Below are 26758 nucleotides of genomic sequence, written 5' to 3' on the forward strand. Positions count from 1 at the left end.
TATGGAATTTAAAACGTTAAGAAATATTGAGAGCAGCTTCAAGCAGATACGTTTGTTTACATTCGTTTTTGCGGTGTTGTGTTTTGGAGTGGTAGGTGTAGTTGTCTTTAAATCCTACCAGTTTGCCGAAGAGCAGCGTCAAAAGATCTATGTGCTGGATAACGGCAAATCATTAATGGTAGCGCTATCTCAGGATATGTCGATCAACAGACCTGTAGAAGCAAGAGAGCATGTGAGACGATTTCATGAATTGTTCTTCACCATTGCCCCAGATAAGAATGCTATTGAAAGTAATGTCAAAAGGGCTTTCAATTTGGCTGATCAATCCGCATTCAATTACTATAAAGACCTTCAGGAAAAAGGTTACTATAACAGAATCATTTCAGGTAATATCCAGCAGAGAGTTGAGGTAGACAGTGTCGTTGCCAACTTTGATAGTTACCCCTATGACGTAATAACTTATGCAAGACAATTCATTATCAGATCCAGTAATCTTACCATCAGGAATTTAATTACCAACTGTTCATTGGTTAATTCTGTACGGTCTGACAGCAATCCTCAGGGATTTACAATTGAAAAATTCAATGTGATTGAAAATAAAGATGTTGAAACGGTTGAACGCTAATATGACCACAATGAAAAAACTAAGAGAGAAAATCGGACGATATATTTTGAGGATAGAAGATCATTGGAACGCTATTTCTGTAGGGAAACAGCGATTGATGACCAAGGTTTTCTTTGGTGGTTATGTTTTGATAACTGTCATCGTCATTGTCAATATCTGTATTTCTACAACTCGAAGAAATAATACCATGTCTATCAATCATATTGACGGCATTTCTAAGAAACTTACCGAAAAAGGATCGAAGCATAATGAAATAGTAAACTCATCCACTAAAAAATAGAATATGAAAGATTCAGAGAAAATTAGAGTGACAGAAAATGATCTCTCCCAAAATTCTAACGGAGTGAATGATCATCCCAAGGCTCAATGGGAAAGATTAAAGAAACCTTTCATCTACTTTTTGATGGCTGCTGTATGTGCATCTTGCTTTTATCTCATCTTTAAGCCCAAAACCGATCATACCATTATTGAAGAGGCTGGCTTTAATGCAGCTATTCCACAGGCAAAAGACGGTCAATTGCAGTCTGATAAGCAAAAGGCTTATGAGCAGCAGTTATTAGAGCAAAAGAATGAAGAAAAGAGAAATTCAATAACAACTTTATCAGATTACTGGAATGACCAGAACGGTGTAAACGATAATAGCAACCCACCTTCTTCAACATCCACTAAAAGTGTACTTCAGCAATCCGATCAGAATGCTCTGAACAGTTATCGAAATGCACAGCAGACCTTAAGCTCATTCTATAATCGGGATAATCAGGAGGTCAATAACCTAAGGAAAGAAATTTCAAGGTTAAAGAATGAGTCAATGCAAAATCATCCTGTTCCTGCGGGTCTGGGAATGAACGACCAGTTAGAGCTCATGGAAAAATCGTATCAAATGGCTGCTAAGTATCTTCCAACGATGCCAAAGCAGGAAGAACCAGCAGAAAAAGAAGAGGTCGAAAAGCCAATGGAAAAGAAGGTTAAACTGACTTCAGCAATACCGGTACGTTCCAATGTTGTTTCCTCATTATACAGAGACCGGTCGGATAGTGCTTTTATCGCAGGTTTGAATCAGAATAGATTTTATGACAGTCAAAATGATTCAGAAAACTCGGTTCAAACAAAAAACGCAATAAGAGGTGTGGTCTATGAAACTAAGACTTTGGTCAATGAAAGTACATTATCTATAAGGCTTTCAGAAGCGATGAAAGTCGGACGAGCTGAAATTCCAATTGGAAGTTTACTGATTGCAGTAAGCAAATTTCAGGGTGGGAGGCTTCAGTTAAAAATATCTTCCATTCAATCTCAAGGTAATATCTATCCTGTAGAAATCAATGTTTATGACACCGACGGTCAGATGGGATTGTATGTTCCTTATTCAGCGGAGCAGAATGCGGTAAGCGATATTGTAGCTAATATGAGCCAGACTTCAGGCACCAATATTATGATGACCCAATCTGCAGGGCAGCAGATTGCAGCTGATCTGAGCAGGGGAGTGGTACAGGGACTGTCGGGTTATTTTCAGAAGAGAGTCAGACAATTGAAAGTAACTGTAAAAGCTGGCCATCAGGTCTTCCTCTTACCCAAAAATAACTAATCAAAAAAAATAAAAATGAATACACAAAAGAGTCATTATATTCTCATTATGCTATTACTTCTATTAGTAAGCAAGGCATTTGGGCAGGATTCTGTGACAACCTATTATTCCCTGGAAGAGGGAAAACTAGAGCCTTTCCGGATTAACGTCACCTACAATAAAACAAGTCATCTGATATTTCCTACATCAATACGATATGTTGACCTGGGAAGTGACCTCTTGGTTGCCAATAAGGCAGAGCCCATAGGAAACGTTCTTCGGGTTAAGTCAGCCGTCAGGGATTTTGAAGAGGAAACTAATTTTTCGGTTATTACTGAAGATGGAAAATTTTACAGTTTTGAAGCATCCTACAGTTCTTATCCGGAAATACTCAGCTATGATTTAGTAAAACTTCAGAGAGGTATGGAACGACAGTATGCTGATGTATTATTTGAAGATCTTAAAGGAAGCTCAACTTCTCTAACCTGGCTTATTATGGAACGTCTTTACAATAAAAGCAACAGGACTATTAAACATATTGTTTCAAAAAGCTATGGAATTGAGTTTTCAGTCAGAGCACTGCACGTTAATGATAGCAAATTTTATTTCACATTGCAGGTTAAGAATCAAAGTAATGTGGGGTATGCTATTGAGCTAGTCAATTTTAAAATTGTCGATAAAAAGAACTTAAAGCGAACGGTCGTTCAGGATAAGATTTTAGAGAAGGTTCGCACCTATTTCCCGGAAACGACCATAGCTAATCATTCAGACAGTAAAGGGATTTATATGCTTGATCAGTTTACGCTCTTAAAAGATCAGGTTTTGGAAATTGAAATTCTGGAAAAGAATGGGGGAAGGCATCTGAAAGTACAGCTTGAAAATGAAGATCTGGTTCATGCAAGATTGATACATAGTTTAACCATTAAAACGGAGTAAGATGCACAAAAAATTTTTAACAGTCATCTTCATGATGATAATGAGTAGCAAAATATTTGCTCAACAGATGATTCCTAAGCAAATTGGTATTGAATTTACCTATTCGGTATTTCCAAAATCTCCAGAAAAACAAAATTATATGTTAAGTACTGGGCTTGTTTCTTACTCGAAGAATGGTAATTACTTTTTTGGACTGGCAGAATATGGTAGAAAATATTATAAATACACAAGCGGCGATATCCCGATAGATAGTTTCCTGCTGAGCAGTGGGTACAGTTTTTATGTTTGGGGAGACTTCATGCGAAATGTCAATTTTAATCTGGGAATTGGAGGTCTTGTTGGTTACGAGCAGATTAATAGAGGTGATGAATTGTTGTATGATGGATCAAAGCTTAACTCTACAGGTAATTTTATTTATGGGACGAACGGTAAGCTGTCTATTGAAAGCTATCTGACTGAGCATTTAGTTTTCCTGGTCAACGGGCAACTTCGCTTTTTGAAAAATAGTCAAATGGTTAATTTTCACTCTCTGCTGGGGGTTGGAATAAGATATAATTTCTAAAAATAATGAAAAATGAAAAATATAATTAATACAGCTAAAATACAACTAAAGTATTTCTTGCTACTATTTGTGATTGGACTATTTTTACAATCATGTGAGAAAGATGATTTGGAAATTCAGCAGAATTATCCTTTTAAGGTGTCGGTTATGCCTGTTCCTAGGGATATCGTTAAAGATGAGTATGTGGAGATCCGTATCAAAATTATTCCTGAAGGTAATTTTGCTGACACCAAATATTATCTTCGATATTTTCAGTTTGAGGGAGCAGGAAAGCTGCAGTATTATAACACTCAACCGTACTTTCCTAATGATATTTATCCTCTTTATGAGAAAGAGTTCAGATTGTATTATACTTCAACCTCTGAAGTTTCACAATCATTTACGGTATGGCTCTCAGACAGTTTTGGAAATGAGGAGAAAATTGAATTTCAATTCAACAACAAAAAGCTAAAAGGATAAATACTATTTCTTTAGCTTACAAATATATATTTCCATTTCAAATAAAACCATCTAATTTGAGAAGCATTGTTTAGTATTTGCGGAAAGATGGTTGGCCCCCTAAAGGACAAGCATCTTTCCGCGACGCCACAAGAATCCAGACCGGGAACCGGTTCTGGATTCTTATTTTTAGAAATTTAAGTTTCTTATAAAATACCTTCATTGGAGAAAGAGAAGGAGTCGGTTGAAGTTATTATACAATGATCAAGCAGGTTAATATTTAATAGTTGGGCAGCCTCCTTTATTTTTTGTGTGATGCCTATGTCTTCGCGAGAAGGTGTAAGGTTTCCGGAAGGATGGTTATGGGCTATAATAAATGATACGGCATTACATAATAGAGCTCCCTGCATGATGATTCTGATGTCAACAAGAGAAGAGGTAATTCCAGATTCTGATATTTTTTGTATTCCTAAGACCTTGTTAGCCTGATTCATATACATTGAGTAAAATGACTCTCTGTAGTCGATCTGATCTGCATCAAAATGTTCCCTGAAAATATCTGTAGCATCCTGGGAGTTCAGTACTTTTTTTTCAGCATTTCCTTTTCTTGTGTAGATCAATTTGATCTCATTTACGATATTATATTTCATTGTTATTGCTCTGAGTACGGCAGAGCCTTTTGTTTCCCGTACTTAAGTTAAAACAGCATTTATTTAAAACATCTTTGAACTGTTATGTGTCTTTTTTAGATCAAAAGCCTTTTCAAGCCCTTCTCCGTCCTATTTCTTAAAAAGCCTTTCAGGCTTCGCTGAATATTTTTCAAAAGAAAAACCGGAAAAAAGAAAGCAGATATGAAGTGTTGACAAAGAATAAAACCAAAAGGAAACGGAATAATTGGAGGGTACCTTTAGGGAGGAAACAGTTTATGCCGTAGTCTTTTGGTTGGATTAGCAAGACGGCTGGCAACAATACCTTAGCTGCCTTTTTACCGGTTTATTATGAAAAATGTTTCATGTAATAGCAGTCAATAACCTGTTTTTGTATATGAAATGAATGTTTAAATTAACAATGTTGATTTTATTTGTATTTTAGTTGAATCTAAGAATGATGAATTTCTTTGCATCAATTTTCTCTTGTTGCACCTAAAAAATAAATTTAAACGTAATCACATCTTTTATAAATAAAAATTTTTTCCGCCTGATGGTTGACGTTAAGTGTTTCGTTTGATTTTACATCTTTCAAGCGTTAGACGTTTATATTTAAAAGCCAAATACATCGCATAAGTGTCTGGGTTTAATTTTAGAACAGTTGTCCAATACTTTTATTAAAAAAGTATTGGTATGGAGAAGAAAGTTGAAATTAGTAACATTACCATAGAGGAGATTATCAAGATTTTTAAAGAAGAGGAGGGAATTGAATTAAGCATTGAGGAGGCGAAAGATATTTTAAGCTTTCTGACGATGCTCTTAAAAATTACCATTAAGAGTTTTTTGGAACAATAATATTTTCTAAGATTTATATATGAAAAAAGCCGATTTATATATCCGTGTGTCAACTGATGAGCAGGCAGATAAGGGATACTCGCAAAGAGATCAGGAGGAACGATTAAAATGTTATTGTGAAAACAATAACATTAAAGTAGGTCAAATCATTTATGAAGATTACTCAGCCAAGACTTTTATCAGGCCAGAGTGGATTAAATTACTGGATACGCTAAAGAAAAAAAGCTCAAAAACGGATCTGCTGCTTTTTACAAAATGGGATCGCTTCAGCAGGAACGCTGGCGATGCGTATCAAATGATTAACATACTTAGGAAAATTAACGTTGAACCGCAGGCCATTGAGCAACCTTTAGATCTTTCAATTCCTGAAAATAAAATGATGCTGGCTATATATCTTGCTGCACCGGAAGTTGAAAACGACAGGCGCGCTCTGAATACTTATTATGGAATGCGCCGTGCTAAAAAAGAAGGCAGATTAATGGGAAGGGCACCTTATGGCTACGCTAACAGAATAACGGAGAACGGGAAAAAGTATGTAATCCCGAAGGAACCGGAAGCTTCCAATATGAAATGGGCATTTAATGAAATGTCCAAAGGCGTTTATTCAGCGAGCCAAATCATGGATATGATGAACAGAAAAGAAGGAAAGTCAGTTAAGATAAGTGCCTTTCTTGCAAGTTTACGCAATACCGCATATTGCGGGAAAATTTACGTGGAGCAATTCAATGAAGAGGAGGCTCATTTTGTTAAAAGTATTCATGAACCTTTGATCAGTGAAGAACTATTCGAAAAAGTTCAATGTATAATGGATGGAAATGTGAATCCAGCCAGACCTAATGTAAAAGTACTGTCTGACGATAATTTGCCATTAAGAGGTTTCCTTGTATGTCCGGAATGTGGTCATTTGATTACAGGCAGTGCCTCTACGGGACGTTCTGGAAATAAATATTATTACTATCATTGCCAGTCCCCGTGTTCATACCGTTACAAATCTGAGATTATTAATTCTAAATTTTTAGAAATATTGCAGTCATTGGAAATGCGCGCATCTATAAAAAATTATTTGAAAAAAGTGTTGAGGCAAAATTTTGAAAAATTAATCAATAATCCCCAAAGAGAAAGGAAAGCAATTCTATTAGAAATAGATCGTTTAAACAGTAAATTGAAACAGGCAAGAAATAAACTGATGGAGGAAGTAATTGATGATGAAGATTATCTTGAAATTAAGACCGACTGTAAAGGACAAATTGAAAAGCTCGAAGTTAAATTAACTAAAGAAAAAGATAATAAGAAAATAGATTTTCAAAAACTACTAGACCAAGCATTATCGAACCTAGTAGACCTTGCGAAAGTCTATACTGATGGGGATATCGAGGTAAAACGTAAAATAATTGGTTCGATATTTCCTGAAAAATTGCAATTTTCAGAAAATCATTATCGAACCACCCGACCCAATGTTTTGCTCTCTTATATATACCAGATAAACAATGATTTAGGCATGAAAAAAAACCGGAAAGAAAGTGAATTATCACCTCTTTCCGGTCTTGTACCCAGGACCGTTATCACCTAATAGAGACAATGTGTTAATTATTAATTGTTTATAAATTCTTAGTGTCGTTTTCGTGTCTTTTATTTAAGAAATTGATCTAAGATTTTATCAATTTCTTTTTTTATTTCATCCTTATTTGCAATATTATTTTTGTCAGTAACAATATGATGGCTATCATTTTCCTCAAATAATTTATTAAAGTCAATTTCAGGATAATTCTTTTTTAGCCAAAATAGAAAGTCGGTTGGAATTTCTCTGCGTCCATTAACATAATTACCTACTGTTTGTCCGGACGATCCATATAACTTACCTATTTCGTCATAAGTAACCTTCTTTTGAATAAAAAATAATTTAATTTTCTCGCTGATAGTCATATAGTTATACTTTGAGTGAAAAATTTAACATATACATATTGTATATATTGAAACAATTTGTATATATTTGCAGTGTAAGATTTGACACGATGACAAAGGTAATGAAATTTAGTATACCTATTGATATTCATTCGAATATCAACGAAACTTTTGATTTTATAGATGAAAATCTTCCTAAGAAGTATACAACAGAAGTATACGAATTGTTTCCAGATGGTAAAAAGTTTAGAAAGGATTATATAAGGAAAGTAAAAAAAGATAGAATTAATAATGCTGTAATTATCAATTGTTTATACATCGTGGCTAAAAATAATTATGATTCTAAAATGAAATAAATTCAAAAAATATTATGACTATCAGAATTTATCCAGGGATGATCGACCAATCCAAGGAATATTTTTACCATGAGAATGATGTATTTGTTATTTGTAATGGAACTATAAAAAAATTCGAAGATGTTTCTGAACATCCTGAATTAAAGAAAATTGTTGATGAAGATTTGCTATTAAATGATTTGCTCACCAAATATTTTGGAGATAATGAGCTAATAAAATTAAAAGTATTAGCTGGATGTAGGTTTGGAGGTTTAAACTTTGTTCCAGACTTTTCCAAAGAAGATGTTTCTAATGATTCTTGCGAATGTATTTATCGGGGAAGTTGTGAAGGTGAAAATGTTATTTGTAAGCCTATGGCTTTTAAAGGTAAACAGATCTCAACTACAGAAATTGAGTTATTGAAAGAGTTAAGCACAAATGATAAAAATTCAAAAATTGCTTCTGACTTAAATATTCCTATTGGAACTTTTAATAAACTAAAAACAAGCATCTATCAGAAATTTGATATTGTAACTAAACAGCAACTCACTAAAGAACTTTACTTAGAAGGGCTGTTGTAAATTTTTCTTTTTAATTAAATCGAAGCACTTTTCGAAAGAAGTTCAAAATGGAACCAAAAGCAATGTTTTCTATAATCGTGAGAACTTCAATCAGCGCAGGGATCTTTAAGTGCTTTTGTTGGGAAAAAGATAGCTTAGAGGAAAAGAGCGCTGCGCTATTCCATACCATCTGAAATACGTGTAAGGGTATGGGCCGCAGAGGGTGTGGGTTCGAATCCCTCCTTTTTCACACTCATGTTTAATTTGAGTTTTCATGGTTATTAGTTTTTACCCAGCCAGTTAATCTGCTGGCCTGGGTTTTTAGGAGAAGTGGTGGAACGGTAGACGCTTTGGCAGACTGTTGGTTCAGTGCTCATGAGATTAAAGGAAGATAACGCCTCTCGTGCCGGTTCGAATCCGGCCTTCTCTACTACTCATGTTTAATTTGAGTTTTCATGGTTATTAGTTTTTACCCGGCTGGTTTAACTGCTGGTCGGGTTTTTATTTAAAAAAATACATCTATGGATTCAAAAGTAAGAGCATTTGTCGAGTCCTTTCGAAATAAACCGGCAATAAATTTTTCAATAAAAGATTTTACGACTCGTACAGGTCAGATTTCTTTTAGTAAGCTATTAAAAACTCATAATCACGAAGTATGGAAAAGATGTGAATGTGGGAATGAAGAAGATCTTAGAATGACCTGGCACTGTTCCCAATGCGGGAAGGTGCTTTTTAAACCAAATAATTAAATTATAATGAAGCAATACTTAGTCTACATTAATTTTGGCTCTCCTGCCAAAAATGAGCTTGAACAAAAGCTAATAAAATTTCTTATGGAAATAGACCGAACAATTATCGATGTAAAAGATTTAAAATCTTTCAAAGAGAATATTATTGGTCAGATAGGTTTTATAAATCAAGAATTTAGTAATGATTTTTCTAAAGCTGTATCCTGGTATAATAAAGGGGCAAAGCATAAAGATTATGGTTTAATCGGTGTTAGCTGTGCGATTGTTCGACTGTATGAAATCAAAAAAAAATATGAGATAACTAAAACAGATTAAAAAAATGAGCAGTAAAAAACACCGCAAAGCAATTAAAGATTGGCATCAATTAAATAGCCTATGTACCAACAAAAACAGTTTAAAGGAATTCGCTGAATGCATTGAGAGAATCGGTAGGGCCGCAGAATATGCAACATCAATTATTAAACTCAATTTTAATTATCATTAATATAGAATTAATCAAAAAAGAGACTCTTGATCATTATATCTCTGAAGGAAAGGAAAATTACTACAGAGATAGGGTTGAAATTCTGAAAGAAGATTTGAAAGAAGATTTTAGAAAATGGAAAGAATCCAATCCTCAAAAGCAATTTTCAGATTATAAAAATAAATGTATCGAAGAGATGAAAACAGGGATGCAGTTCCTCGGAGAAATACTTTATATAGGCCTTTCCCTTACTGCTTTGGGAGAGATTGAAGAAAAAAACGATTGAAAATAACTAATACCAGATTATAGCATGTCATTTCCAATTAATCAGGAACAGATTTTTGAAGCAACAAATGGAGGTTGGGACTTGATTACCCGTTTTCTTCCTGAAGCAACTATAAATAAACATTTTAGAATTAGAAAGGAGGGTACAGAAAGTGCAAATGTTTCAAAAAAAGAAGGAATATATTTTGTAAAGGATTGGGGAGATCCCGGTGGCTTTTATTCTCAGTCTAAACATGGAATACATATCTATTCCCATAATACTGGAAAGACTTATTTTGAATCACTTTTATCGTTAGGTGAAGAGCTGGGATTAATCGATAAAAATAAGACGATTGTTAAAAATATTTCCTCATGTAAATTTCATGATTATCAAGGTGAAGAGTTAAATGATGATGGTTTTGCGTATGTAGTAAAGGAGTTTACTCCTTATGAACTTGAAATTTTAGGGCCATTAGTCACGCCGGATACATGCCAAAAATATAATCTTTATTCCCTAAAATCTTATTCTTGGTTAAAAAAGATAGAAAACACACAAAAGGAATTCTGTGATGTTTACACTGTAACAAGTTCAGAAACTAATCCAATTTTAGCATTTATAATTACTGAAGGGAAAACAAAACCTAAAGTTTCTTTGCATGGTATAAATAAGGATGTTAAAGTGGAACCAGCTAATCCTGGCAAAGAATGGTTAAAAATTTATCAGCCAAAATCTTCGGACAAAAAATATAGGTTTTCTTACTTAGGAAAAAAACCAAAACAGCATATTTTTGGACTCGATATTCTCAAAAGATTAACAGAGAAAGAAGTTGATGTTAGGGATGATGAGGGAAGAGTTACAGGTACAGAACCAGCAATTGAAAAAGTTAAAAAAGTAATCATTTGTTCTGGAGATAGAGATTCAATTAACATGGCGTCAACAGGTAAGGCTGATGCTGTTGTGTGGTTTAATTCGGAAACTGCAGATATTACTGAGTCTCAAATTGCTCTGTTATTCAAATATTCTCAAGAAGTTATTAATGTTCCGGATCTCGATCCTACAGGCGTAGAAGCCGGGAAGAAAATCGCATTGGAGCACATGGATGTAAAAACAGCATGGCTTCCTGAAGAGATAACCAAGAGAAAAGACTTCCGCGGAAATCCTCTTAAAGATTTTACTGACTTTATGAAAATTAACAGTAGTTATGATGATAGTGAACAAAGGGAATTGAAATTGAAAGTTGAAAGATTTTTGGAACTAGCGCGACCAGCAAAATTCTGGTCGGGTAAATGGAATAAAAGAACTGAAACTACAGATTATAAAATTAACTATAAGAATGCCTTCAACTTTTTAAAATTAAATGGTTTCTTCAGAATTAAAGATGAAAAAAGAAAAGATGGGTTTTATTTTGTGAAACAAGATAAGCACATTCTTAAAGAGGTTTCTGCTCAGGAAATTAAAGATTTTTTCAATAATGTTCTGGACCAAAAACAAAAAGAAAAAGGTTTAGTATTGTTTCCGGATGATCTTCTTAACATGCTTATTGGATCAGAAGCGGTTTCCGATAAAAAACTTGTTAATCTGGAGACTAAAGAATTTGATTTTACGGACCACACTTTTAATACACAATATCTATTTTTTGATAAGTTCATTTGGGAAATAAAAGCTGATAGAGTAGAGGAAATCAATAAAGGTTACAGCCGCTATGTTATGGAGAATGATATTCTCAATAACATTATTAAAAAACAGACACGACATACCCTTAATAGCAGAGAAATAAAGTTAGAAGCGAACTATGTTGATAGTAAAGGTAATTTAATAAAAGGTAATCCTTTCTTTGAAATTAAAAAGGACGAAAATAACAATTGGGCTGTAAATATTTTACGAAAGGATTGCGACTTTATGAATTATCTAATCAATGCAAGCCGTGTTCATTGGAAGGATGAAGTAAAGAATATGCCAGCAAGTAAAAGGGAAGCTTATCTGAAAGAGAATATGTTTATTCTGGATAAATATAAAACTGAAGGAACAGATTTCGGACTTGATGATGATCAGGTCTACGAACAGGAAATACATTTTGTCAATAAGGTATATACCTTTGGATATTTGCTTCACAGATTTAAAGATCCTTCAAAAGCATGGTGTGTATACGCAATGGATAATGAAGTAGTAGATGATAATGAGTCCCATGGTAGAACCGGAAAATCATTATTGTTTAATAATGCTGTAAGATTATTTATGAACTCTAAATATATGGGAGCTCGTAAGAAGAATCTTTTAGATAGTGATTTCCTTTATGATGGTATTACTGAGCAAACAGACTATGTCCTGTTCGATGATGCTGATAAAAAGTTTCAGTTCAATCAACTATTTACAGATATCACCGGAGATCTTAATGTAAATCCTAAAAATCAAAATGCATACCTAATTCCTTTTCATCAGTCTCCCAAGTTTTGTATTACCACTAATTATGCGCCATTTGGATTAGACTCATCAACAATGGAAAGAATTCTTTTCGTTTCTTATTCTGACTGGTATCACGGGGCAAAAGAAGATATGGAAGCTAGATCTCCATTGCATGATTTTCAGAATAGATTTTTTACTGAATGGGATGATAAGCAATGGAATTTATTTTTGAATTTTTCGGTTCAATGTCTTCAATTCTTCCTTTCAACCAAAGAAAAGATTGGCGCTCCACAAGGTAATATTAAACTGAGAAATCTTATAACTGAAATAGGACCGGTGTTCCGCGAATGGGCTGAAGTTTATTTTGATGAATCTAGGCTTAATACCGATGTAAGTAAAAAAGATGCTTACGAAGCCCTTAAAAATTATAATCCATCAATGAAAACTACTTCCGCCACCTTATTTAAGAAAAAGCTTCAACAGTTCTGCGAGTTAAAAAGATATGTTCTTAATCCTGCAGAAAAGATAACAACTTCTGATGGTAGAATTATTAGAACCTTTAACGGATTAGCACAAGAAATGATATTTATTGGAGCTGACAAAGAAATCACTGATAAAAATGATGATGATCCATATAATGTAAAATAACACCTAATCATAATAAGCATGAAAAACAAGGAATTTCCTCCATCAAGATCAGATCTGAAAGATCATTTTGGATATCTGTCTTTCAACTGTACACTGATTAATCTTGATATAGTCGGAATACGCTTAGTTAATTCCGGAGAAGTAGTAGTCATCACGTACAGAGGAAACCGGAAAACGGGATTTATTTATGAAGGTGATAAGTTGAATGAAGCCCAGGTAATGAGAACTTACAGCGATGTTCCGGAAACCTGGAATGACCTGCAAAGTTATGAGAAGGCTTATGAAGGCCGTATAGAAATATTGAATCCTTTAAAAGATAACTATGTGTTTATCTCTGAACAAGAAATTATCGAAAAATAGGTACTTATTAATGTAAAAATGTAATACTGTAATGAATAGAAAATATATTAAAATTGGGACACTTTTAATAAGTCTTATTTACGTTGATCTTTTCTGTGGAGCCGGGGGGACCTCTACCGGGATTGAAACGGCAAAGGTAAAAGGAGAAAAATGCGCAAAAGTAATTGTTTGTGTGAATCATGATCCAACTGCAATCGCATCCCATGCTGAAAATCATCCTGATTCATGTCATTTTACTGAAGACATTAAAACCCTTGATCTTGCACCGGTAATTATTCGCATGAAGGAAATGAGAGAATTATACCCTCTTGCAAAGGTTGTTCTGTGGGCATCATTAGAATGTACAAACCACAGTAAAGCAAAGGGAGGAATGTCAAGGGATGCGGATTCTCGTACATTAGCAAATCACTTGTTCAGGTATATTGATGCCATCAATCCTGATTCTGTACAGATTGAAAATGTTGAAGAGTTTCTGATCTGGGGGCCTTTGATGATCAAAGAAATTCATAAAAACAATACTTCATATTGCCCATTAGACCTTGTAACTATTGATAAAAAGAAAAAAATCAAGGAATTAAGACCAATTTGGATTCCAATAAAAGAAAGAAAAGCAGAATATTATAATGCGTGGCTTGATGAAGTTTTGAAGCGTGGATTTTCCTATGATTATAAATTATTGAATGCTGCTGATTTTGGCGCATACACAAGCCGAAAAAGGTTGTTTATTCAATTTAATAAAAATATTCCTACAGTTTGGCCAGAACAAACGCATTCAAAAAATCCTGAAGCAACCCTTTTTGGCCAATTAGAAAAATGGAAAGCAGTGAAGGATGTTTTGGATTTGAATGACCTTGGTGAATCAATTTTTGATAAAATTGAATCTGACAAGACATATCAAAGAATTCTTCTGGGGCTTAAAAGAGAGACAAACAAGCACTTTCTTACATCTTACTATGGCAATGGTTCAGCGCATTCAATTGATGCTCCTATTGGTACTTTAACGACTAAGGACAGATGTGCTCTTCATTACATTCATTATGATTATTCAAGTTTGACAACTTCAAGTATTAATAATCCTGCCGGAGCAGTAACCACGGTACCCAAGCATAACTTAATGTCAATTCAATGGCTAATGGACACACAATTTGGTAGAGTTTCAAAATCCATTGATGAACCTTCTCCGACAATAATTGCTAGACAAGATAAAAAACCATTATATATTTTACAGGCTGAAAGGGGTTATCCGTCTGATTTCATAAAAGAAAGTGATTCTGATGTGGTTAAGGAGATCAAAGAATTTATGATTTTAAATCACATCAAGTCTATCACAATGAGAATGCTGACAGTCCAGGAGTTAAAAGAAATTATGGGTTTTCCAAAAGATTATATTTTGAAAGGGACCAAAACTGATCAAAAAAAATTCATCGGAAATGCGGTTGAAGTTACAATGGCAAGGAAAATTTGTGAGGCAACCGCAAACCGATTATTAGAAAGAAAAAAAGCAGCATAAAAAAAGAATAATATGAAAATCACATTATTATCTGGTCAGATAATAGAATTGACCAAAGAAGACATTAAGTTTATTAAACCAAAGATTGATGAAGCTTTTGAAGGTCTTGATGATTCTGAATATTTCCGAATTAAAAAATTGAAAGGATCAGAAGTTGAAATTGAATTGGAAAAAATGTCAGATGGTGATCTTTACCATTTCGCTAAAACTAACGAAGGGTTTATGACTTTCGTAAGAAGTTACATGGCAGATCCTTTTACCATTAAAATCTGGAAAGAACTATTCAAACGTCATAATCTTGGTTTTAAGCAAGTCAGATCAATAAGCAATAAGCAACGAAATCTCTTGAAAGAATTAGGAATTAAATACAGACAGGAGTTATGAGCCGCCAAGAGAAACGAATAGCTGAAAAAGTAAAAGCTTTGAGAGTTACAATACTTAATCCCGAAAACAAAATACAGTAATGAATGTTACAGAAAGTATAAAAATCACCAATGAGGATAATATGAAGCTTATGATTCGTTATCCGGATAAATATTTTGATCTCGCTATTGTTGATCCTCCCTATGGTATTAATGCTCCTAATTTGACAATGGGAGTAATCCAAAAAGAAAAGGACATTTGCAGTATGGTGGTACATCTACTGCACAGAAGATTAAGAAAGGAAGGTTGAATCAAGGTTCAGGAAAACTAAAAAATAGAGTGCTAAATCAATCAAACTGCGATTGGGATAACGCAATACCTGGTGAGGAGTATTTTAAAGAACTATTCAGAGTTTCAAAAAATCAGATTATATGGGGTGGGAATTACTTCGACCTAAGACCTACAAGAGGTATTGTTTTTTGGGATAAACTTCAACCTTGGGATAATTTTTCACAATTCGAATTAGCATGGACATCATTTGATAAACCTGCGGCTAAAATAGCATTAAGTAATACAGGAGGTTCAAATTCAGCTAAGAAAATACACCCAACACAAAAACCTTCAGAATTATATCAATGGCTTTTGGTTAAGTATGCTAAAGCTGGAGATAAAATATTAGATACTCATTTAGGATCAGGTAGTATTGCATTAGCATGTTTTGATTATGGATTTGAGTTAACAGCTTGTGAACTTGACGAATGTTTCTTTAATTCTGCAATTGAAAGAATTAAAAATCATATTTCTTTTAACCAAAGCTTATTTACGCCTGAACAATTAAAATTATCATTATGAAATCAACTTTAAAAGTAAATGTGAGTTTTGAAATACTGTAAAAATGAATCATAAATATAAATTAGAATTTTCAATAGAAAACCCGGATAAAAAATTATTGGATTTACTTTTTCCATACAGAAGCAAACAAGTAGTAAAAAAGGATATAAGAAAACATTGTATTAAAGTGTATGATAACCTTTCGATGAAAAACAAATTACTGCTTGTAAAATATTGGGGAGATGTTTTACGGAAAACCACAATTCCAAACCAAATAACAAAATTACCTTTGTAAAATGAAGTGCTTTAAAAACTTATCATTTGAAGATAAAATAGAACTGGGGTTAATGGTAGTATTAGCTATTGTTGCGCTTTATTATCTCTTTAAGTAGTATATTTGAATTATGGATAAAAGATTTTACATAACATCCCTCAGAAAAGAAGAAAATACATTTAGCAAGACAGAATACATGGTATTGGAGCTAAGATTAAAACAAGGTGATGGTGAATGGATTCCGGAAAGTAAATTAGTTCTACCAATGGATGATGAGCTATTTAATTTCTTTAGAGGAGTATTTCATGATGAAGCTTCTTTTATTTTAAATTTAGAAGACATTCCATCAATGATTAATTCTGTTTGTTAGGTAGTGTAAAACAACAACTAAAAATTACAAAATGAAATTTACAAAAGAAGAGGTATTGATTATAAGAAAATGTATTCAAAATGAAGGAAATTCTGAATGGATGCTTTTTGAAAATGATATTCTACATATGTTTTCCAAAGATGAAGAGATTGATACAGAACTAAATCATCATGAACTAGAAGCTTTGTTGAAGGTCACGCAATGGTATGTAGTTTTAAGTGATAAAGAATGTATGACTATAAAGGAGCAGTTGCATAACCGAATTTATGAAAATTTCAAAAAACATCATTCATTATAGTTATGGAAAACCAGAACTTCTTATACCCTTCCAAAATAAAAAAATTAAGCAAATGACTAGATTAAAGCATATTTCAGGGGTTACAGGAACCTATTTAAGGGAAATTCCTTCTCGTCAGTTTTTTCCATTAATTACCTGGGTAATTAAAACAGATGATGGACGAGAGTATTTTGCGCCAAAATCTGAATTTTTAATTATATAATAAAGCCACTTCTTCAGAATTTAAAATTCCACCAATATTATTGGTGGAATTTTTTTATGCGATTCTCCGGATTTAGAAATTACAATTCTGGCATTTTCAAAAAAAAAAGAAAGATATGGCTGTACCAATCATACCCCTTGCACCCCTTAAAATTTATTTATTTTTGTAATATTGTAATTAAGAACAGTTATTCCCGATTTGTAAGGCATTACAGATGTTTTATTTTTTTGTAATTGTAATATTACAATTACAAAAAAAATGTAATAAAAAAGAGTATTACAAAATACTTACAAACCTTAAATACTCTAATTACAATATTTTTTAAAATGTAAAACACTGACTATGAGTGATTTATTACATTATTACAGCTTTACAAAAATTTATCTTAATTTTTATTTATTATACAATTTGTTTTATTTGAAACGTATTGTATTTTTTTGTATATTTATACTGTAGATTTTTGAAATACAGTGAATTACTTAAGAAAATTTAAAAATAGATTTATTATAAAGGTAGAACTTGTATCTGCTTTGGATGATAGTTCTTTTCTAATTTCCCCACCCAATGGTTTTCCGGAAGAAACAATACCGGTTGAGTATAATAATATTTATTTTACGATTACTTCAATATCACTTCAGCAGAACTCAAAGGTTCCTAATGCCGGATCATACTATGTAGTAAAATTAGATTTTACATTTCCATATTTTGAGGGAACCGAAAATTTTATGGAAAGATTTAAATATCTTTCAGAAATCAGATTAACACTTAATACAAACGGATTAATTAGAATTAATAAAAATGATATTGCATTGAATAAGCCTTTAGAGGCTGAATTTCAAACGAGTCTTAAGACTGTTGGCTTTTCTGTTTCTGTTTCACAGCTTTTACCATTTAAAATTAATGAATAGTAATATTATTCCTTTAACAATACGGCCTCATTTAGTTTTTTTTCTGATTAAGGAATTAACCGGTACTGAAAAAATATTTGCGGGTTTTAAGTGTAAGACTTACGACCTTTCAAAAGATTCTCTTATCGGTAGATTTATTATTGATAGGCTGGATAAGTGTGATTATCCAGTTAAAAATGTTGAAAAGTTTAATTTTTTTCTTGAAATAAAGAATACTACTCGAAAACGTTGGATTGCTAACGGGAAATTTTTCAAAATAGAAAATCTGAGTAGAAGTTTTGTAGTTCTTCCTGATATTTACAAGGAAGAGGTAAATGATCTTATAGAGCAGCAATTCAGGACTGTTTTTTATAGCTATGTTGCAGCTTATAAGGATGATGAAGAGACTATATCCATGGCCATTCTTCGTTTTATTGAAAAGTATGATCTTTTTGAAGCAGGGTTTTCACAGATTCAACTTCGTAAGCTATACTATAGAATGCGAGAATCTGGTGGAGTCTGTGCCCAATTACAAGGGAAGCTTTCCAGGAATTAATTTTTTCATATAAATTATTTGTGTTTTTACCGCCTTCGGGCGGTTTTTTTGCGTCACAACTAAAGAATAATAAATTATGAAATTTTGCACAAACTAATAATTGATGCGATTTAATATTCTGAAAAAAGTTAGTGGCTCTGGCTCAGCACCTTTACGTAAAAAATTTGCATACATAGCTTGGCTAAATGATATAGTGAAATTTCCTCAACCTGATTATCGTGGAGTAGTACTTATTGATGATATTCAAATGAAGGAAAATACAGGAATGATGCAGATTTACTTAACAAGTCTAACGCAGGAGTATTCTTATGAATCCGTCGGCGATTCGGATTCAAAAGTCTTTAAAGTAAAATTTACAGGTACACATCCAGGAACTGAAATTGAAGCTCTGGAATTTGCGAAAAATTTCCTTGAAGAACCATTTATAGTTTTAATTCCCTCTTGCGATGTTGGAGTGAAGGTTCTTGGAACTCCTGATGCTCCTTTAGTTTTTACTTCTTCTCATAAAAGTGAAAAAGAGACAGAGAAGTTTATTTTCAATTTTGAACAGGAAATAGGATCAGAGAATGTGTATCAATTATATACTGGAGTAATCACATTAAATAAAAATATAGAAGTTGATATGGGAGATTTTTTAGAACAATTAAAAGGATATATGAAGTTAGATGGATCTAATCTAACCGACGCTCAAAAAGAAAATCTAAGAACTATTTTAGGTGTAGAAAATAAAAACATTGGAAATAGTGACTTATCACTCTCTGAAAATAGAGGTTTAAACTTAAAAGAATTTGTCTTAAACTTTTTCAGTAATTCGGGAATGGCTAAAGTTGGCATAAATAAAAATAAGCCTAGTCATGAGTTAGATGTAAATGGTAACATCAGAAGTAATTCGATTATTATTAATGGACTATCTTCTGTAGAAGAAACAGGAACAATCAAACGTATTGGTGATGAAATTCACTTTAAAACAACTATAGGCTGGGAAATAGTAATGTTGAGAGGTGATTATGTTTCTGATAATAATGGTATCGTTTCCCCAACAACAGAAGTACCTGTTGGTGGATGGAAAAAGGGATGGTATGAACCATCTACAGACTCGATTGAACCAGGGACTAATTATCCAAATTGTGGAAATCTAAAATCAATTGAAGGATATTTTACAAAATTTTATTTTAATGGATCTACTTGGGAGAGTATTAAAAAAAAGATTCCAGGAAACAGTATAGCTAGTGAATCAGAATTTAGAGGCAAAATTGCGGGGAAATCGATGTCTCCAGATCAATTATTTAAGGTTGTAGGTGATTTTGATTTCGATACAGATAAGAACGTAGTTGATCAAATAAGGGATGCTAAAAAAAAATATACTAATTTTTTATATAATAAATCAAATGATTCTATTTCTGATATTGTTTTAGATAGTCCCTCTGGGAATTTCACCATAGATTCCTTGGGATTAAAAATTAACTCATCTGGACCAATTGGGTCAGGTGTAATTTTGAATAAACAAACTAATCTGAGTGAACGCTTTTTAGAGTTAAAAATCAAGCTTTACTCAGATCAAAAAATTTATGTAGGGACAAAAAACGTCGAAAATGTAGTTGGAGAAAATACTGCAGAAATTGATTGTTCTGCAAAAACATTAAAAATTAATCCGATTGGATCGGTTGCCGGAGCAACTAAGGTTTTCACAATGCCTATAATTTCAGGACGTGAGTATATTGTGAGATTTCATAAGATAAATGAAATTACTCGTTTAGAAATTATTGACACTATTTCTACAGAATCAGACTACATAGATGCTGTTCAACTTGGGCATTTTGATAAATACAAATTCGGATTGATTTCCGGTACTGCCCCACTTGTAATATCAAATATTAAAATAGTTTCAGGATTGAATGGAAGAGCTAAAATCGCTTTTTACGGAGATTCTATTACAGAAGGTAATATTGTAGGTGGTAAAACACCTTATTATAAAGATCGTTTTGCTAACCTTATTGGTGATTATTTGGGTTATCCATATTATGTTAGTGGGCGTAGCGCAGGTACTATCGATGGTGTTTTAGTAAGAATGCAGGTTGAGATTCCAGCTTTACTTCCAGAGTATGTTTTTGTAACAATCGGAACTAACGGAAATAATACTGAGGCTAAATTAAATCAACTTGTTGATTTTTGCCAAAGATATGGTTGTAAGGTTATACTTAATAGAATAACTCTTAATGACTCATCAACTGCTGCAAAAAATGCATTGATTCAAAGTGTTGTTGACGCAAGAAAATTGATGTCAGTAAAAATGGACATAGCTACATCCCAGAATAATGATGGGGTAACTAAGGACAACAGTTTGTTTGTAGATGAGAATGGTACCTTAATACACCCTAATAAAGCTGGTAATATAAGAATGTTTAAGCGTGTTTTCGTTGATGCACCTGAAATTTTTCAAGAATCCAGTATTATTCCAAAAGCTCCGGAAGTTCCCGTAAACGATATAAACAATATCAAAAAAGCTTTAAAGTCTTTCGTAGAAACCAAATACACTTTAGATTCAAAATTTTACATTAACGACCCGTCACATTATACTATTTATGACGTTGGTTACTGGTTTGGAAGAAGATTAAAGTCCAATAATTCAGCAGAAGCAAAAACAGCGCCTCAGGAGTACTACAATATTTGGCAAAATATATCAACAACCCAAGGAGCGAAGAAAATATCTAAGCTTATTTTAAACATTATTCCATACGCTAATGTATCAACAGATATTATAAAGAATGCTAATCTTGTAGGCGTTAAAAATGGTATTGTTACTCCTTTGGTAGTTGGAACTAGCGAAACCGTGCCAACAGCCTTGCAAAGATTCGAGATCTCTGTAGAAGAATACGATACATTTAGTATTGGATTATATAATTTGGATTCAAGTCCTGTGACTTTAACTCAAACTATTGAATTTTACACAGGTGATCGTACAATTGAAGACGATGGAGTAAGAAAAGCAATCGAAGCTAATTCTGGAGGAACTGGAGGAACGAAACCTGGATATATTGATTTAATTGATTTTGGTTGTGCCGGTGATGGTATAACCGATGATACGGCTAAAATTAATGCGGCAATCGTTCAATTAATTAATGATGGAGGTGGTTTTCTTTATGGCAGAGATAGGAAATTCAAAGTCTCTAGTATCACTATTCCAGATGTGCAAAAATGGTGTAGAATAGGCATCATGGGAAGCTATGCTCCTGCATTTAGATTTGGGACAGTAGGAACTTTTGATGTAAAGACTAAAAATGGTATGGAAATAATATCTTCCTTAAATGATACTTCTAAGGGGATTATTAACGTTAGTGCCGGTTCAGGATTTGGAGGATTTAATTTAGTATCACTGGATATTCAAAAACTTACTGTACGTGCATATAATAACCCTCAGTGTCATGGTATCAACGCAACGAATGCTGCTCAATTAAATATTGAAAATGTTATAGTGGATACTGGAGTTTATAACGTACAGTCATCTTTACCAACAGCTATAACTGCTGGCATATTGACACCAAAGCTTTCAAACGGTGCTTGGACTACTTTAAAAAACCTTGTTGTTTGCGGATATTATACAGGAGCTTATATATATGAACATACATTTGGTGATTATGTAATATTTGCTTCTAATAAAATTGGAATTAGGCTTTACAAGGCAAATCATTCATCCTTATTTCTGAGACCTGGATTTTACAGGAATCAAAAGGATATTGTTGTTGAAGACACTCATCGCTTTAGGATTGCTGAGATGGCAGTTGAGATGGTTGGTGCCGGACAATATGATGCAAACAACGAGTGGCAGAAATCTGTTTACAATCTGGAGGATATAGGAAATAAAGGATCTGGCACAATACATTATGATGTATGCTTGGGTGGAGTTGGCCCAGTTGATACATTTACAAAAAATGGAGGTACTGGAATTACCTGTACTAAAATATAATTAAAATTAAATATTTTATCTATTAATATTTAAAAAATGAATGGAAAATATAAACTACAATATCAGCGAGATAATAGCATTAATCATGTCGGTACTGATAGGATCAGGGGCTTACATTTCCTTTGTTTATATAAAGAACAAGCAAAAAATAAGTGCTTCTTATATAATTGCAGTACTGCTTATAAATCTTTGCCTGACTTATGTTGCCTCAGAGCTTTTAAAAGCTTTCAATTGGAGCGAATGGCGCAATCCATCACTTCCTATGGTTGCCTTTGCAGGGCAGTATTTAACGGACTGGTTAGACAAACGCTATTTAAAAATATTCGATACAGCTGCTAAAAGAGCAGGAATTAAATTAGATGATAAAGATGATGAACCTAACAATAAAAACTCCGAAAATGAAAATCGATAAGGATAAATTATACGCTTTTCTGATTGTATTACTGATATCGGTATTTGCCTTTGTGGTAGGTAATATTTTCAAAGAAAGCAACGAAAAAGAACTTACTGAATTACGTAAGATCCAAGAGACGCAAAAGGATGAAAGATATAAATCCGAACTAAGAGAAAAAGCAGCAAACTATAAAAGCGATTCTTTTAAAAGTGTTTTAGAAAAACAAAATATTGGGATTGGTCTTTTGAATGCTAATTTTAATAACATGAATAATAGTATTCTTAGTATGAAATCAATGTATGATAAAAATTTCGATGAACTTAAAAATATACAAAATGAAAGCGATCACATTAATTCTACTTCTGTTAATGAGCAATTTGAGTTTATCTCAAAATACAAATACAAGGAGTATTCAGGAGGGACAAATCCCTGAAGTCTATAAAGGATTAAAGCAGAATGAATACCTAAAAATTAGGCTTCAAAAAACTGAAACAGCACTTTCAAGCGCAAATCAGCTCATTACCGAGCAGGATAAAGCACTTACCGTTAGTAAATCTCTATTAACAGCAAAAGATGAAGCTATGGGAACCGTTCTGGAAATTTCTAAACAGGATAAAATAGTTTCTGAAGAAAGAGAAAAGCAACTAAATTTTGATATTTCTTATTTACAGACTCAGGTTGAAATTGTAAGAAAGGAATCACAAATCAAGCAAAGAAAAAGGTTTTGGAATGGGATTAAAATTGGCGGGGTATCAGTGGCGGTTCTGGGAGCGGCTGGACTTATATGGTTTAATAATCGATAAATTCTTGAAAAATGAATAGAAAAATGTTTTTTGATGAATACCGTAAAACTTTAGATCCGGATAAATCAATAAGTGCCCAAGAGGTACAAGACATTGATGTATTTCTGAATTTTTATGAGAGAGATCATTCAATGTATACAATCCCGCAATGGGCTTATATATTTGCTACGGTATATCATGAAACCGGCGCAACCTTCCATACAGTTAGAGAAGCTCCCAAAGTTTCTGAAGAATGGAGGAAGAAGAATTTCAGGTACTATCCTTATTACGGTCGTGGATATGTTCAAATCACATGGGAAAGAAATTATGCTGTATATTCTAAAAAGCTGGGCATTGACTTGGTTGCTAATCCAGATAAAACTATGATTCCTGAGATAGCCTGGTATATTTTGGTGGATGGCTTTAAAAATGGAGTTTTCACAGGAAGAAAAATAACAGATTACATAAACGATTCTAAAAAAGATTATCGGAATGCTAGAAGGTGTATAAATGGCACAGATCGAATGGATCTGATCGCAAAGTACGCTGAACAATTTGAAAAGATTCTGATTTTATCTAAATAGTAATCCCCATTATTTGGGGATTTTTTTTATTTCTTCATCAATTTTCATAGTAAATATTTTGGCTCCGCAATCGTTCAAATGATCTGCATCATAGAAATGTTTATCACTAAATTCAGGATCATTCATCAGATTTAAATAATAACAATTATAATTACTTTTTAATTGCTTTTCTAAAAATGAAAAAGTCGAATGTAACTGTTTATTATTTGTTAAAATAGAGTAATACTTTGCCACTGGAGAAGATACAAAAAGTATGTTTATATTATTAGCTTTAGCATACGAAATAAACTTTTCTATAGCTTTTGTATTATCATTATATGCAGTTTTGCCTTTATCTGAATTTAAAGAAATAGAGTGTCTTTTTACAGCTTCTTTAGCATTTCTTTTAAGATCAATATTTCTATTGATTTTATAAGAAGTACCAAATCCTAAAGAATTACAATCAATAGCAGTTTTACCGGATTTATAATACTTAAGAATCCTATCAGTATTATCAGAAAATTTCCCATTAAATACTTCAAAATGATCTTCTAGTTTATTTGAAGGAATATTATAATAAAGAACATAATTTTTCATTCTCCAATCTTCTACTCCATATTCTAATTTTGAGTACAAAGAGATATAATCTATTGGAATTACAATAGTTTTTATATTATTCCAATTTTTATAGTTGTTAAATACTTTCCAATCAAGATCCAGGTCTTGGGAAGTCATCGCCAGGTTGAATGATTTATATTGTGAAAATTCTGGATTTATTCCAAAAAATATATGTGAACTTCCTAAATATAAAACCTCTATATCTGAAGAGTGTTTTGTTACATAAGTTGATTTATAAGAATAATCATTTGGTATTTTCCTTAGACTAACCTCTATAAAACCTAATCCAATAATAACTGGAACTAAAAAGATAATTATTGTTATTGCAAGTTTTTTCATGATTAAAATTGAAAATAAATAAACGTATGTTCTTCTCCAGAAAAGTAAATAATCATTGCTACTACGATATAGTAGAATAACCATCTGGTAAATCGGTTATTAATCTTATGAATGTCTTCAATTGCATAATTACTTTTTCTACCAATCCATTCTATAAACATAAAAATTAAAATTATAGTGAAAAGCCATACAACATCTTTTTGAGGATAATAAAATAATGACCGGCTAAACATTCTACGAATATATCTTACCGCCTCTAAGACTGAGTCAGACCTGAAGAATATCCACGCAATTGTTGTGAGACCAAAAGTTAGTATGATTTGAAGAGATTCCTTTAATGATGGAAATAAAGAATTTTCGCCGGCAATTCCTAAATTGTTTCTATTGGTCTTAAAAATAATTGAAGGCATAATAAATAATGCATTCAATCCTCCCCAAATTATAAAAGTCCAGTTTGCTCCATGCCAGAAACCTGAAACCAGAAAAATAATAAACGTATTTCTGACTCTTATCCAATTTCCACCTTTACTTCCACCTAATGGAATATAAAGATAGTCTCTGAACCAAGAAGAAAGAGAAATATGCCATCTTCTCCAAAATTCAGCAATATCTCTTGAAAAGTAGGGATAGTTGAAATTTTTCAATAAGTCAAAACCCATCATTCGTGCGGTTCCAAGTGCTATGTCAGAATATCCGGAAAAGTCCCCATATATCTGAAAAGAAAATAAGACAGCACCTATAAGTAATGTACTACCATTAAGTCCATAATGTAATGCAAATATTTCATTAACATAAATTGCACATTGGTCGGCAATTACGATTTTTTTTAAAAGCCCCCAAAGAATCTGTCTTAATCCACTTACTGCATTATCATAACTAAATTCTCTTTCTTTTTTTATTTGAGGTAAAAGATGTGTGGCTCTTTCTATTGGTCCTGCAACCAAAAGAGGGAAAAAACTTACGAATAATGAGTAATCAATAAAGTTTCTTTCTGCTGTAATCCTTTTTTTATATATATCAATTACATAAGAAAGGCCGTGAAATGTATAAAATGAAATGCCGACCGGTAGAATCACATTAAGCAGCCAAATATTTACTTTAAACCCGAAACCACCAAGAAGTTCTGCAAAACTCTCAACAAAGAAATTATAGTATTTAAAGAAACCTAGAAAACCAAGATTAATGGCAATACTCAAAGTAAGCCAGAATTTAGCTTCCTTGTTATTCCGGCTGTTTTCAATTTTTATTCCGGAAAAATAATCCAGTCCAATAGAGAACATTAATAAAAAAAGAAATCTCCAGTCCCAACATGCATAAAAATAGCAGCTTGCAATTGCTAATATTAGATTTTGAGTTTTTAGGTTATTTCTTAATATCCAATAGATACAAAGTACAATTGGGAAAAAAACAGCAAAGCTTAATGAATTAAAGAGCATGAGGGAGATAAATTTATTTTCATTTTCACAAATATAAAGCATTTAATATGCGTCACAACTTT

Annotated in this window: 33 protein-coding genes and 2 tRNA genes; 31 read left to right on the plus strand and 4 right to left on the minus strand. The window is 32.7% G+C overall.

What is annotated here, in order from left to right; genetic code table 11:
- Nucleotide 1: 1 nt before the first annotated feature.
- Genes traK through EL260_RS08260 form a run of 6 tightly spaced genes read left to right on the plus strand, consistent with a single transcriptional unit; the run spans nucleotide 2 to nucleotide 4143 of the window.
- The gene (gene traK, locus EL260_RS08235; RefSeq protein WP_123859693.1) at nucleotides 2-625 is read left to right on the plus strand and encodes a conjugative transposon protein TraK; all 624 of its coding nucleotides are present in this window, start codon (nucleotides 2-4) and stop codon (nucleotides 623-625) included.
- A gap of 10 nt (nucleotides 626-635) precedes the next feature.
- A complete protein-coding gene (locus EL260_RS08240) occupies nucleotides 636-905 on the plus strand; it encodes a hypothetical protein (RefSeq protein ID WP_228445373.1) in 270 nt (89 codons plus the stop codon).
- Nucleotides 906-908: 3 nt separating this feature from the next.
- Nucleotides 909-2207, plus strand: coding sequence for a conjugative transposon protein TraM (gene traM, locus EL260_RS08245; protein ID WP_123859694.1), 1299 nt, complete (start codon nucleotides 909-911; stop codon nucleotides 2205-2207).
- Between the two features lie 15 nt (nucleotides 2208-2222).
- Nucleotides 2223-3122: a conjugative transposon protein TraN gene (traN, locus tag EL260_RS08250; protein WP_123859695.1), complete on the plus strand. Its 900-nt coding sequence runs from the start codon at nucleotides 2223-2225 to the stop codon at nucleotides 3120-3122.
- 31 nt (nucleotides 3123-3153) lie between these two features.
- On the plus strand, nucleotides 3154-3684 hold the full coding sequence (locus EL260_RS08255; RefSeq protein ID WP_228445375.1) for a conjugal transfer protein TraO: 531 nt from the start codon (nucleotides 3154-3156) through the stop codon (nucleotides 3682-3684).
- Nucleotides 3685-3696: 12 nt separating this feature from the next.
- Nucleotides 3697-4143: a DUF3872 domain-containing protein gene (locus EL260_RS08260; protein WP_123859697.1), complete on the plus strand. Its 447-nt coding sequence runs from the start codon at nucleotides 3697-3699 to the stop codon at nucleotides 4141-4143.
- 185 nt (nucleotides 4144-4328) lie between these two features.
- On the opposite strand, the gene EL260_RS08265 is transcribed toward EL260_RS08260, so the two are convergent.
- Nucleotides 4329-4772 (minus strand): JAB domain-containing protein, encoded by a 444-nt coding sequence (locus EL260_RS08265; RefSeq protein ID WP_123859698.1) that lies wholly within the window; start codon nucleotides 4770-4772, stop codon nucleotides 4329-4331.
- A 690-nt stretch (nucleotides 4773-5462) separates the two neighbouring features.
- Between EL260_RS08265 and EL260_RS25515 the strand changes: the two genes are divergently transcribed.
- Both EL260_RS25515 and EL260_RS08270 read left to right on the plus strand, forming a co-directional pair.
- On the plus strand, nucleotides 5463-5624 hold the full coding sequence (locus EL260_RS25515; RefSeq protein WP_002980924.1) for a hypothetical protein: 162 nt from the start codon (nucleotides 5463-5465) through the stop codon (nucleotides 5622-5624).
- A gap of 19 nt (nucleotides 5625-5643) precedes the next feature.
- A complete protein-coding gene (locus tag EL260_RS08270; protein ID WP_123859699.1) occupies nucleotides 5644-7194 on the plus strand; it encodes a recombinase family protein in 1551 nt (516 codons plus the stop codon).
- 59 nt (nucleotides 7195-7253) lie between these two features.
- Here the strand turns inward: EL260_RS08270 and EL260_RS08275 are convergent, their stop codons facing one another.
- Nucleotides 7254-7547, minus strand: a complete 294-nt coding sequence (locus EL260_RS08275) for a helix-turn-helix domain-containing protein (RefSeq protein WP_123859700.1) — start codon at nucleotides 7545-7547, stop codon at nucleotides 7254-7256.
- 101 nt (nucleotides 7548-7648) lie between these two features.
- On the opposite strand from EL260_RS08275, the gene EL260_RS08280 reads away from it, so the two are divergent.
- The 23 genes from EL260_RS08280 (at nucleotide 7649) to EL260_RS08380 (ending at nucleotide 24324) form a co-directional block, all read left to right on the plus strand.
- Nucleotides 7649-7882, plus strand: a complete 234-nt coding sequence (locus EL260_RS08280; RefSeq protein ID WP_123859701.1) for a hypothetical protein — start codon at nucleotides 7649-7651, stop codon at nucleotides 7880-7882.
- Between the two features lie 14 nt (nucleotides 7883-7896).
- Nucleotides 7897-8442 carry a helix-turn-helix transcriptional regulator gene (locus EL260_RS08285; protein WP_123859702.1) on the plus strand — a complete coding sequence of 182 codons (546 nt, stop codon included), beginning with the start codon at nucleotides 7897-7899 and terminating at the stop codon, nucleotides 8440-8442.
- A gap of 122 nt (nucleotides 8443-8564) precedes the next feature.
- Nucleotides 8565-8671 (plus strand) — tRNA-OTHER (locus tag EL260_RS25360).
- A gap of 74 nt (nucleotides 8672-8745) precedes the next feature.
- Nucleotides 8746-8851: transfer RNA gene (locus tag EL260_RS25365), tRNA-OTHER, on the plus strand.
- A gap of 325 nt (nucleotides 8852-9176) precedes the next feature.
- Nucleotides 9177-9485, plus strand: a complete 309-nt coding sequence (locus tag EL260_RS08290; RefSeq protein WP_123859703.1) for a hypothetical protein — start codon at nucleotides 9177-9179, stop codon at nucleotides 9483-9485.
- Between the two features lie 128 nt (nucleotides 9486-9613).
- Nucleotides 9614-9919: a hypothetical protein gene (locus EL260_RS08295; protein ID WP_123859704.1), complete on the plus strand. Its 306-nt coding sequence runs from the start codon at nucleotides 9614-9616 to the stop codon at nucleotides 9917-9919.
- 24 nt (nucleotides 9920-9943) lie between these two features.
- Entirely contained in the window at nucleotides 9944-12949 is a 3006-nt protein-coding gene (locus EL260_RS08300; protein ID WP_123859705.1) for a hypothetical protein, read from the plus strand.
- An 18-nt stretch (nucleotides 12950-12967) separates the two neighbouring features.
- Nucleotides 12968-13309, plus strand: a complete 342-nt coding sequence (locus EL260_RS08305) for a hypothetical protein (protein WP_123859706.1) — start codon at nucleotides 12968-12970, stop codon at nucleotides 13307-13309.
- A gap of 31 nt (nucleotides 13310-13340) precedes the next feature.
- Nucleotides 13341-14819: a DNA cytosine methyltransferase gene (locus EL260_RS08310; protein ID WP_123859707.1), complete on the plus strand. Its 1479-nt coding sequence runs from the start codon at nucleotides 13341-13343 to the stop codon at nucleotides 14817-14819.
- Nucleotides 14820-14831: 12 nt separating this feature from the next.
- Nucleotides 14832-15203 (plus strand): hypothetical protein, encoded by a 372-nt coding sequence (locus EL260_RS08315; RefSeq protein WP_123859708.1) that lies wholly within the window; start codon nucleotides 14832-14834, stop codon nucleotides 15201-15203.
- Between the two features lie 79 nt (nucleotides 15204-15282).
- Nucleotides 15283-15492, plus strand: coding sequence for a hypothetical protein (locus EL260_RS25820; protein ID WP_198418062.1), 210 nt, complete (start codon nucleotides 15283-15285; stop codon nucleotides 15490-15492).
- On the plus strand, nucleotides 15489-16034 hold the full coding sequence (locus EL260_RS08325; protein WP_198418063.1) for a DNA methyltransferase: 546 nt from the start codon (nucleotides 15489-15491) through the stop codon (nucleotides 16032-16034). The genes EL260_RS25820 and EL260_RS08325 overlap by 4 nt, the downstream gene beginning before the upstream one ends.
- 43 nt (nucleotides 16035-16077) lie before the next feature.
- On the plus strand, nucleotides 16078-16308 hold the full coding sequence (locus tag EL260_RS08330) for a hypothetical protein (protein ID WP_123859710.1): 231 nt from the start codon (nucleotides 16078-16080) through the stop codon (nucleotides 16306-16308).
- A 109-nt stretch (nucleotides 16309-16417) separates the two neighbouring features.
- Nucleotides 16418-16657, plus strand: coding sequence for a hypothetical protein (locus tag EL260_RS08335; protein ID WP_123859711.1), 240 nt, complete (start codon nucleotides 16418-16420; stop codon nucleotides 16655-16657).
- A 31-nt stretch (nucleotides 16658-16688) separates the two neighbouring features.
- On the plus strand, nucleotides 16689-16955 hold the full coding sequence (locus EL260_RS08340; protein WP_123859712.1) for a hypothetical protein: 267 nt from the start codon (nucleotides 16689-16691) through the stop codon (nucleotides 16953-16955).
- Nucleotides 16924-17157 (plus strand): hypothetical protein, encoded by a 234-nt coding sequence (locus tag EL260_RS08345; RefSeq protein WP_123859713.1) that lies wholly within the window; start codon nucleotides 16924-16926, stop codon nucleotides 17155-17157. The genes EL260_RS08340 and EL260_RS08345 overlap by 32 nt, the downstream gene beginning before the upstream one ends.
- Nucleotides 17158-17627: 470 nt before the next feature.
- The gene (locus tag EL260_RS08350; protein WP_123859714.1) at nucleotides 17628-18065 is read left to right on the plus strand and encodes a hypothetical protein; all 438 of its coding nucleotides are present in this window, start codon (nucleotides 17628-17630) and stop codon (nucleotides 18063-18065) included.
- A complete protein-coding gene (locus EL260_RS08355) occupies nucleotides 18058-18600 on the plus strand; it encodes a hypothetical protein (RefSeq protein ID WP_123859715.1) in 543 nt (180 codons plus the stop codon). Before EL260_RS08350 ends, EL260_RS08355 begins: the two co-directional genes overlap by 8 nt.
- Nucleotides 18601-18703: 103 nt before the next feature.
- On the plus strand, nucleotides 18704-22564 hold the full coding sequence (locus tag EL260_RS08360) for an SGNH/GDSL hydrolase family protein (protein WP_123859716.1): 3861 nt from the start codon (nucleotides 18704-18706) through the stop codon (nucleotides 22562-22564).
- Between the two features lie 40 nt (nucleotides 22565-22604).
- Complete coding sequence (locus EL260_RS08365; RefSeq protein WP_123859717.1) at nucleotides 22605-22976, plus strand: hypothetical protein; 372 nt, start codon at nucleotides 22605-22607, stop codon at nucleotides 22974-22976.
- Nucleotides 22963-23391, plus strand: a complete 429-nt coding sequence (locus EL260_RS08370) for a hypothetical protein (RefSeq protein ID WP_123859718.1) — start codon at nucleotides 22963-22965, stop codon at nucleotides 23389-23391. The genes EL260_RS08365 and EL260_RS08370 overlap by 14 nt, the downstream gene beginning before the upstream one ends.
- Nucleotides 23327-23761: a hypothetical protein gene (locus tag EL260_RS08375; protein WP_123859719.1), complete on the plus strand. Its 435-nt coding sequence runs from the start codon at nucleotides 23327-23329 to the stop codon at nucleotides 23759-23761. Before EL260_RS08370 ends, EL260_RS08375 begins: the two co-directional genes overlap by 65 nt.
- Nucleotides 23762-23772: 11 nt before the next feature.
- Entirely contained in the window at nucleotides 23773-24324 is a 552-nt protein-coding gene (locus EL260_RS08380) for a glycoside hydrolase family 19 protein (RefSeq protein WP_198418064.1), read from the plus strand.
- Between the two features lie 9 nt (nucleotides 24325-24333).
- On the opposite strand, the gene EL260_RS08385 is transcribed toward EL260_RS08380, so the two are convergent.
- Nucleotides 24334-25260 carry a hypothetical protein gene (locus EL260_RS08385; RefSeq protein ID WP_123859720.1) on the minus strand — a complete coding sequence of 309 codons (927 nt, stop codon included), beginning with the start codon at nucleotides 25258-25260 and terminating at the stop codon, nucleotides 24334-24336.
- 2 nt (nucleotides 25261-25262) lie between these two features.
- Nucleotides 25263-26696, minus strand: a complete 1434-nt coding sequence (locus tag EL260_RS08390; RefSeq protein WP_123859721.1) for an MBOAT family O-acyltransferase — start codon at nucleotides 26694-26696, stop codon at nucleotides 25263-25265.
- Nucleotides 26697-26758 lie beyond the last annotated feature (62 nt).

It is taken from the genome of Chryseobacterium nakagawai, from assembly GCF_900637665.1.
GTDB lineage: Bacteria > Bacteroidota > Bacteroidia > Flavobacteriales > Weeksellaceae > Chryseobacterium > Chryseobacterium nakagawai.

Coding starts and splice junctions, on each gene's coding strand:
- EL260_RS08280 (WP_123859701.1), top strand. CDS start 7,649: ATGAAATTTAGTATACCTATTGATATTCATTCGAATATCAACGAAACT.
- EL260_RS08360 (WP_123859716.1), top strand. CDS start 18,704: ATGCGATTTAATATTCTGAAAAAAGTTAGTGGCTCTGGCTCAGCACCT.
- EL260_RS08335 (WP_123859711.1), top strand. CDS start 16,418: ATGGATAAAAGATTTTACATAACATCCCTCAGAAAAGAAGAAAATACA.
- EL260_RS08390 (WP_123859721.1), bottom strand. CDS start 26,696: ATGCTCTTTAATTCATTAAGCTTTGCTGTTTTTTTCCCAATTGTACTT.
- EL260_RS08295 (WP_123859704.1), top strand. CDS start 9,614: ATGCAACATCAATTATTAAACTCAATTTTAATTATCATTAATATAGAA.
- EL260_RS08365 (WP_123859717.1), top strand. CDS start 22,605: ATGGAAAATATAAACTACAATATCAGCGAGATAATAGCATTAATCATG.
- traK (WP_123859693.1), top strand. CDS start 2: ATGGAATTTAAAACGTTAAGAAATATTGAGAGCAGCTTCAAGCAGATA.
- EL260_RS08310 (WP_123859707.1), top strand. CDS start 13,341: ATGAATAGAAAATATATTAAAATTGGGACACTTTTAATAAGTCTTATT.
- EL260_RS08385 (WP_123859720.1), bottom strand. CDS start 25,260: ATGAAAAAACTTGCAATAACAATAATTATCTTTTTAGTTCCAGTTATT.
- EL260_RS08260 (WP_123859697.1), top strand. CDS start 3,697: ATGAAAAATATAATTAATACAGCTAAAATACAACTAAAGTATTTCTTG.
- traM (WP_123859694.1), top strand. CDS start 909: ATGAAAGATTCAGAGAAAATTAGAGTGACAGAAAATGATCTCTCCCAA.
- EL260_RS25515 (WP_002980924.1), top strand. CDS start 5,463: ATGGAGAAGAAAGTTGAAATTAGTAACATTACCATAGAGGAGATTATC.
- EL260_RS08265 (WP_123859698.1), bottom strand. CDS start 4,772: ATGAAATATAATATCGTAAATGAGATCAAATTGATCTACACAAGAAAA.
- EL260_RS08275 (WP_123859700.1), bottom strand. CDS start 7,547: ATGACTATCAGCGAGAAAATTAAATTATTTTTTATTCAAAAGAAGGTT.
- EL260_RS08290 (WP_123859703.1), top strand. CDS start 9,177: ATGAAGCAATACTTAGTCTACATTAATTTTGGCTCTCCTGCCAAAAAT.
- EL260_RS08340 (WP_123859712.1), top strand. CDS start 16,689: ATGAAATTTACAAAAGAAGAGGTATTGATTATAAGAAAATGTATTCAA.
- EL260_RS08330 (WP_123859710.1), top strand. CDS start 16,078: ATGAATCATAAATATAAATTAGAATTTTCAATAGAAAACCCGGATAAA.
- EL260_RS08315 (WP_123859708.1), top strand. CDS start 14,832: ATGAAAATCACATTATTATCTGGTCAGATAATAGAATTGACCAAAGAA.
- EL260_RS08345 (WP_123859713.1), top strand. CDS start 16,924: ATGAAAATTTCAAAAAACATCATTCATTATAGTTATGGAAAACCAGAA.
- EL260_RS08285 (WP_123859702.1), top strand. CDS start 7,897: ATGACTATCAGAATTTATCCAGGGATGATCGACCAATCCAAGGAATAT.
- EL260_RS08240 (WP_228445373.1), top strand. CDS start 636: ATGAAAAAACTAAGAGAGAAAATCGGACGATATATTTTGAGGATAGAA.
- EL260_RS08355 (WP_123859715.1), top strand. CDS start 18,058: ATGAATAGTAATATTATTCCTTTAACAATACGGCCTCATTTAGTTTTT.
- EL260_RS08370 (WP_123859718.1), top strand. CDS start 22,963: ATGAAAATCGATAAGGATAAATTATACGCTTTTCTGATTGTATTACTG.
- EL260_RS08305 (WP_123859706.1), top strand. CDS start 12,968: ATGAAAAACAAGGAATTTCCTCCATCAAGATCAGATCTGAAAGATCAT.
- EL260_RS08255 (WP_228445375.1), top strand. CDS start 3,154: ATGATGATAATGAGTAGCAAAATATTTGCTCAACAGATGATTCCTAAG.
- EL260_RS25820 (WP_198418062.1), top strand. CDS start 15,283: ATGAATGTTACAGAAAGTATAAAAATCACCAATGAGGATAATATGAAG.
- EL260_RS08375 (WP_123859719.1), top strand. CDS start 23,327: ATGAGCAATTTGAGTTTATCTCAAAATACAAATACAAGGAGTATTCAG.
- traN (WP_123859695.1), top strand. CDS start 2,223: ATGAATACACAAAAGAGTCATTATATTCTCATTATGCTATTACTTCTA.
- EL260_RS08300 (WP_123859705.1), top strand. CDS start 9,944: ATGTCATTTCCAATTAATCAGGAACAGATTTTTGAAGCAACAAATGGA.
- EL260_RS08270 (WP_123859699.1), top strand. CDS start 5,644: ATGAAAAAAGCCGATTTATATATCCGTGTGTCAACTGATGAGCAGGCA.
- EL260_RS08380 (WP_198418064.1), top strand. CDS start 23,773: ATGAATAGAAAAATGTTTTTTGATGAATACCGTAAAACTTTAGATCCG.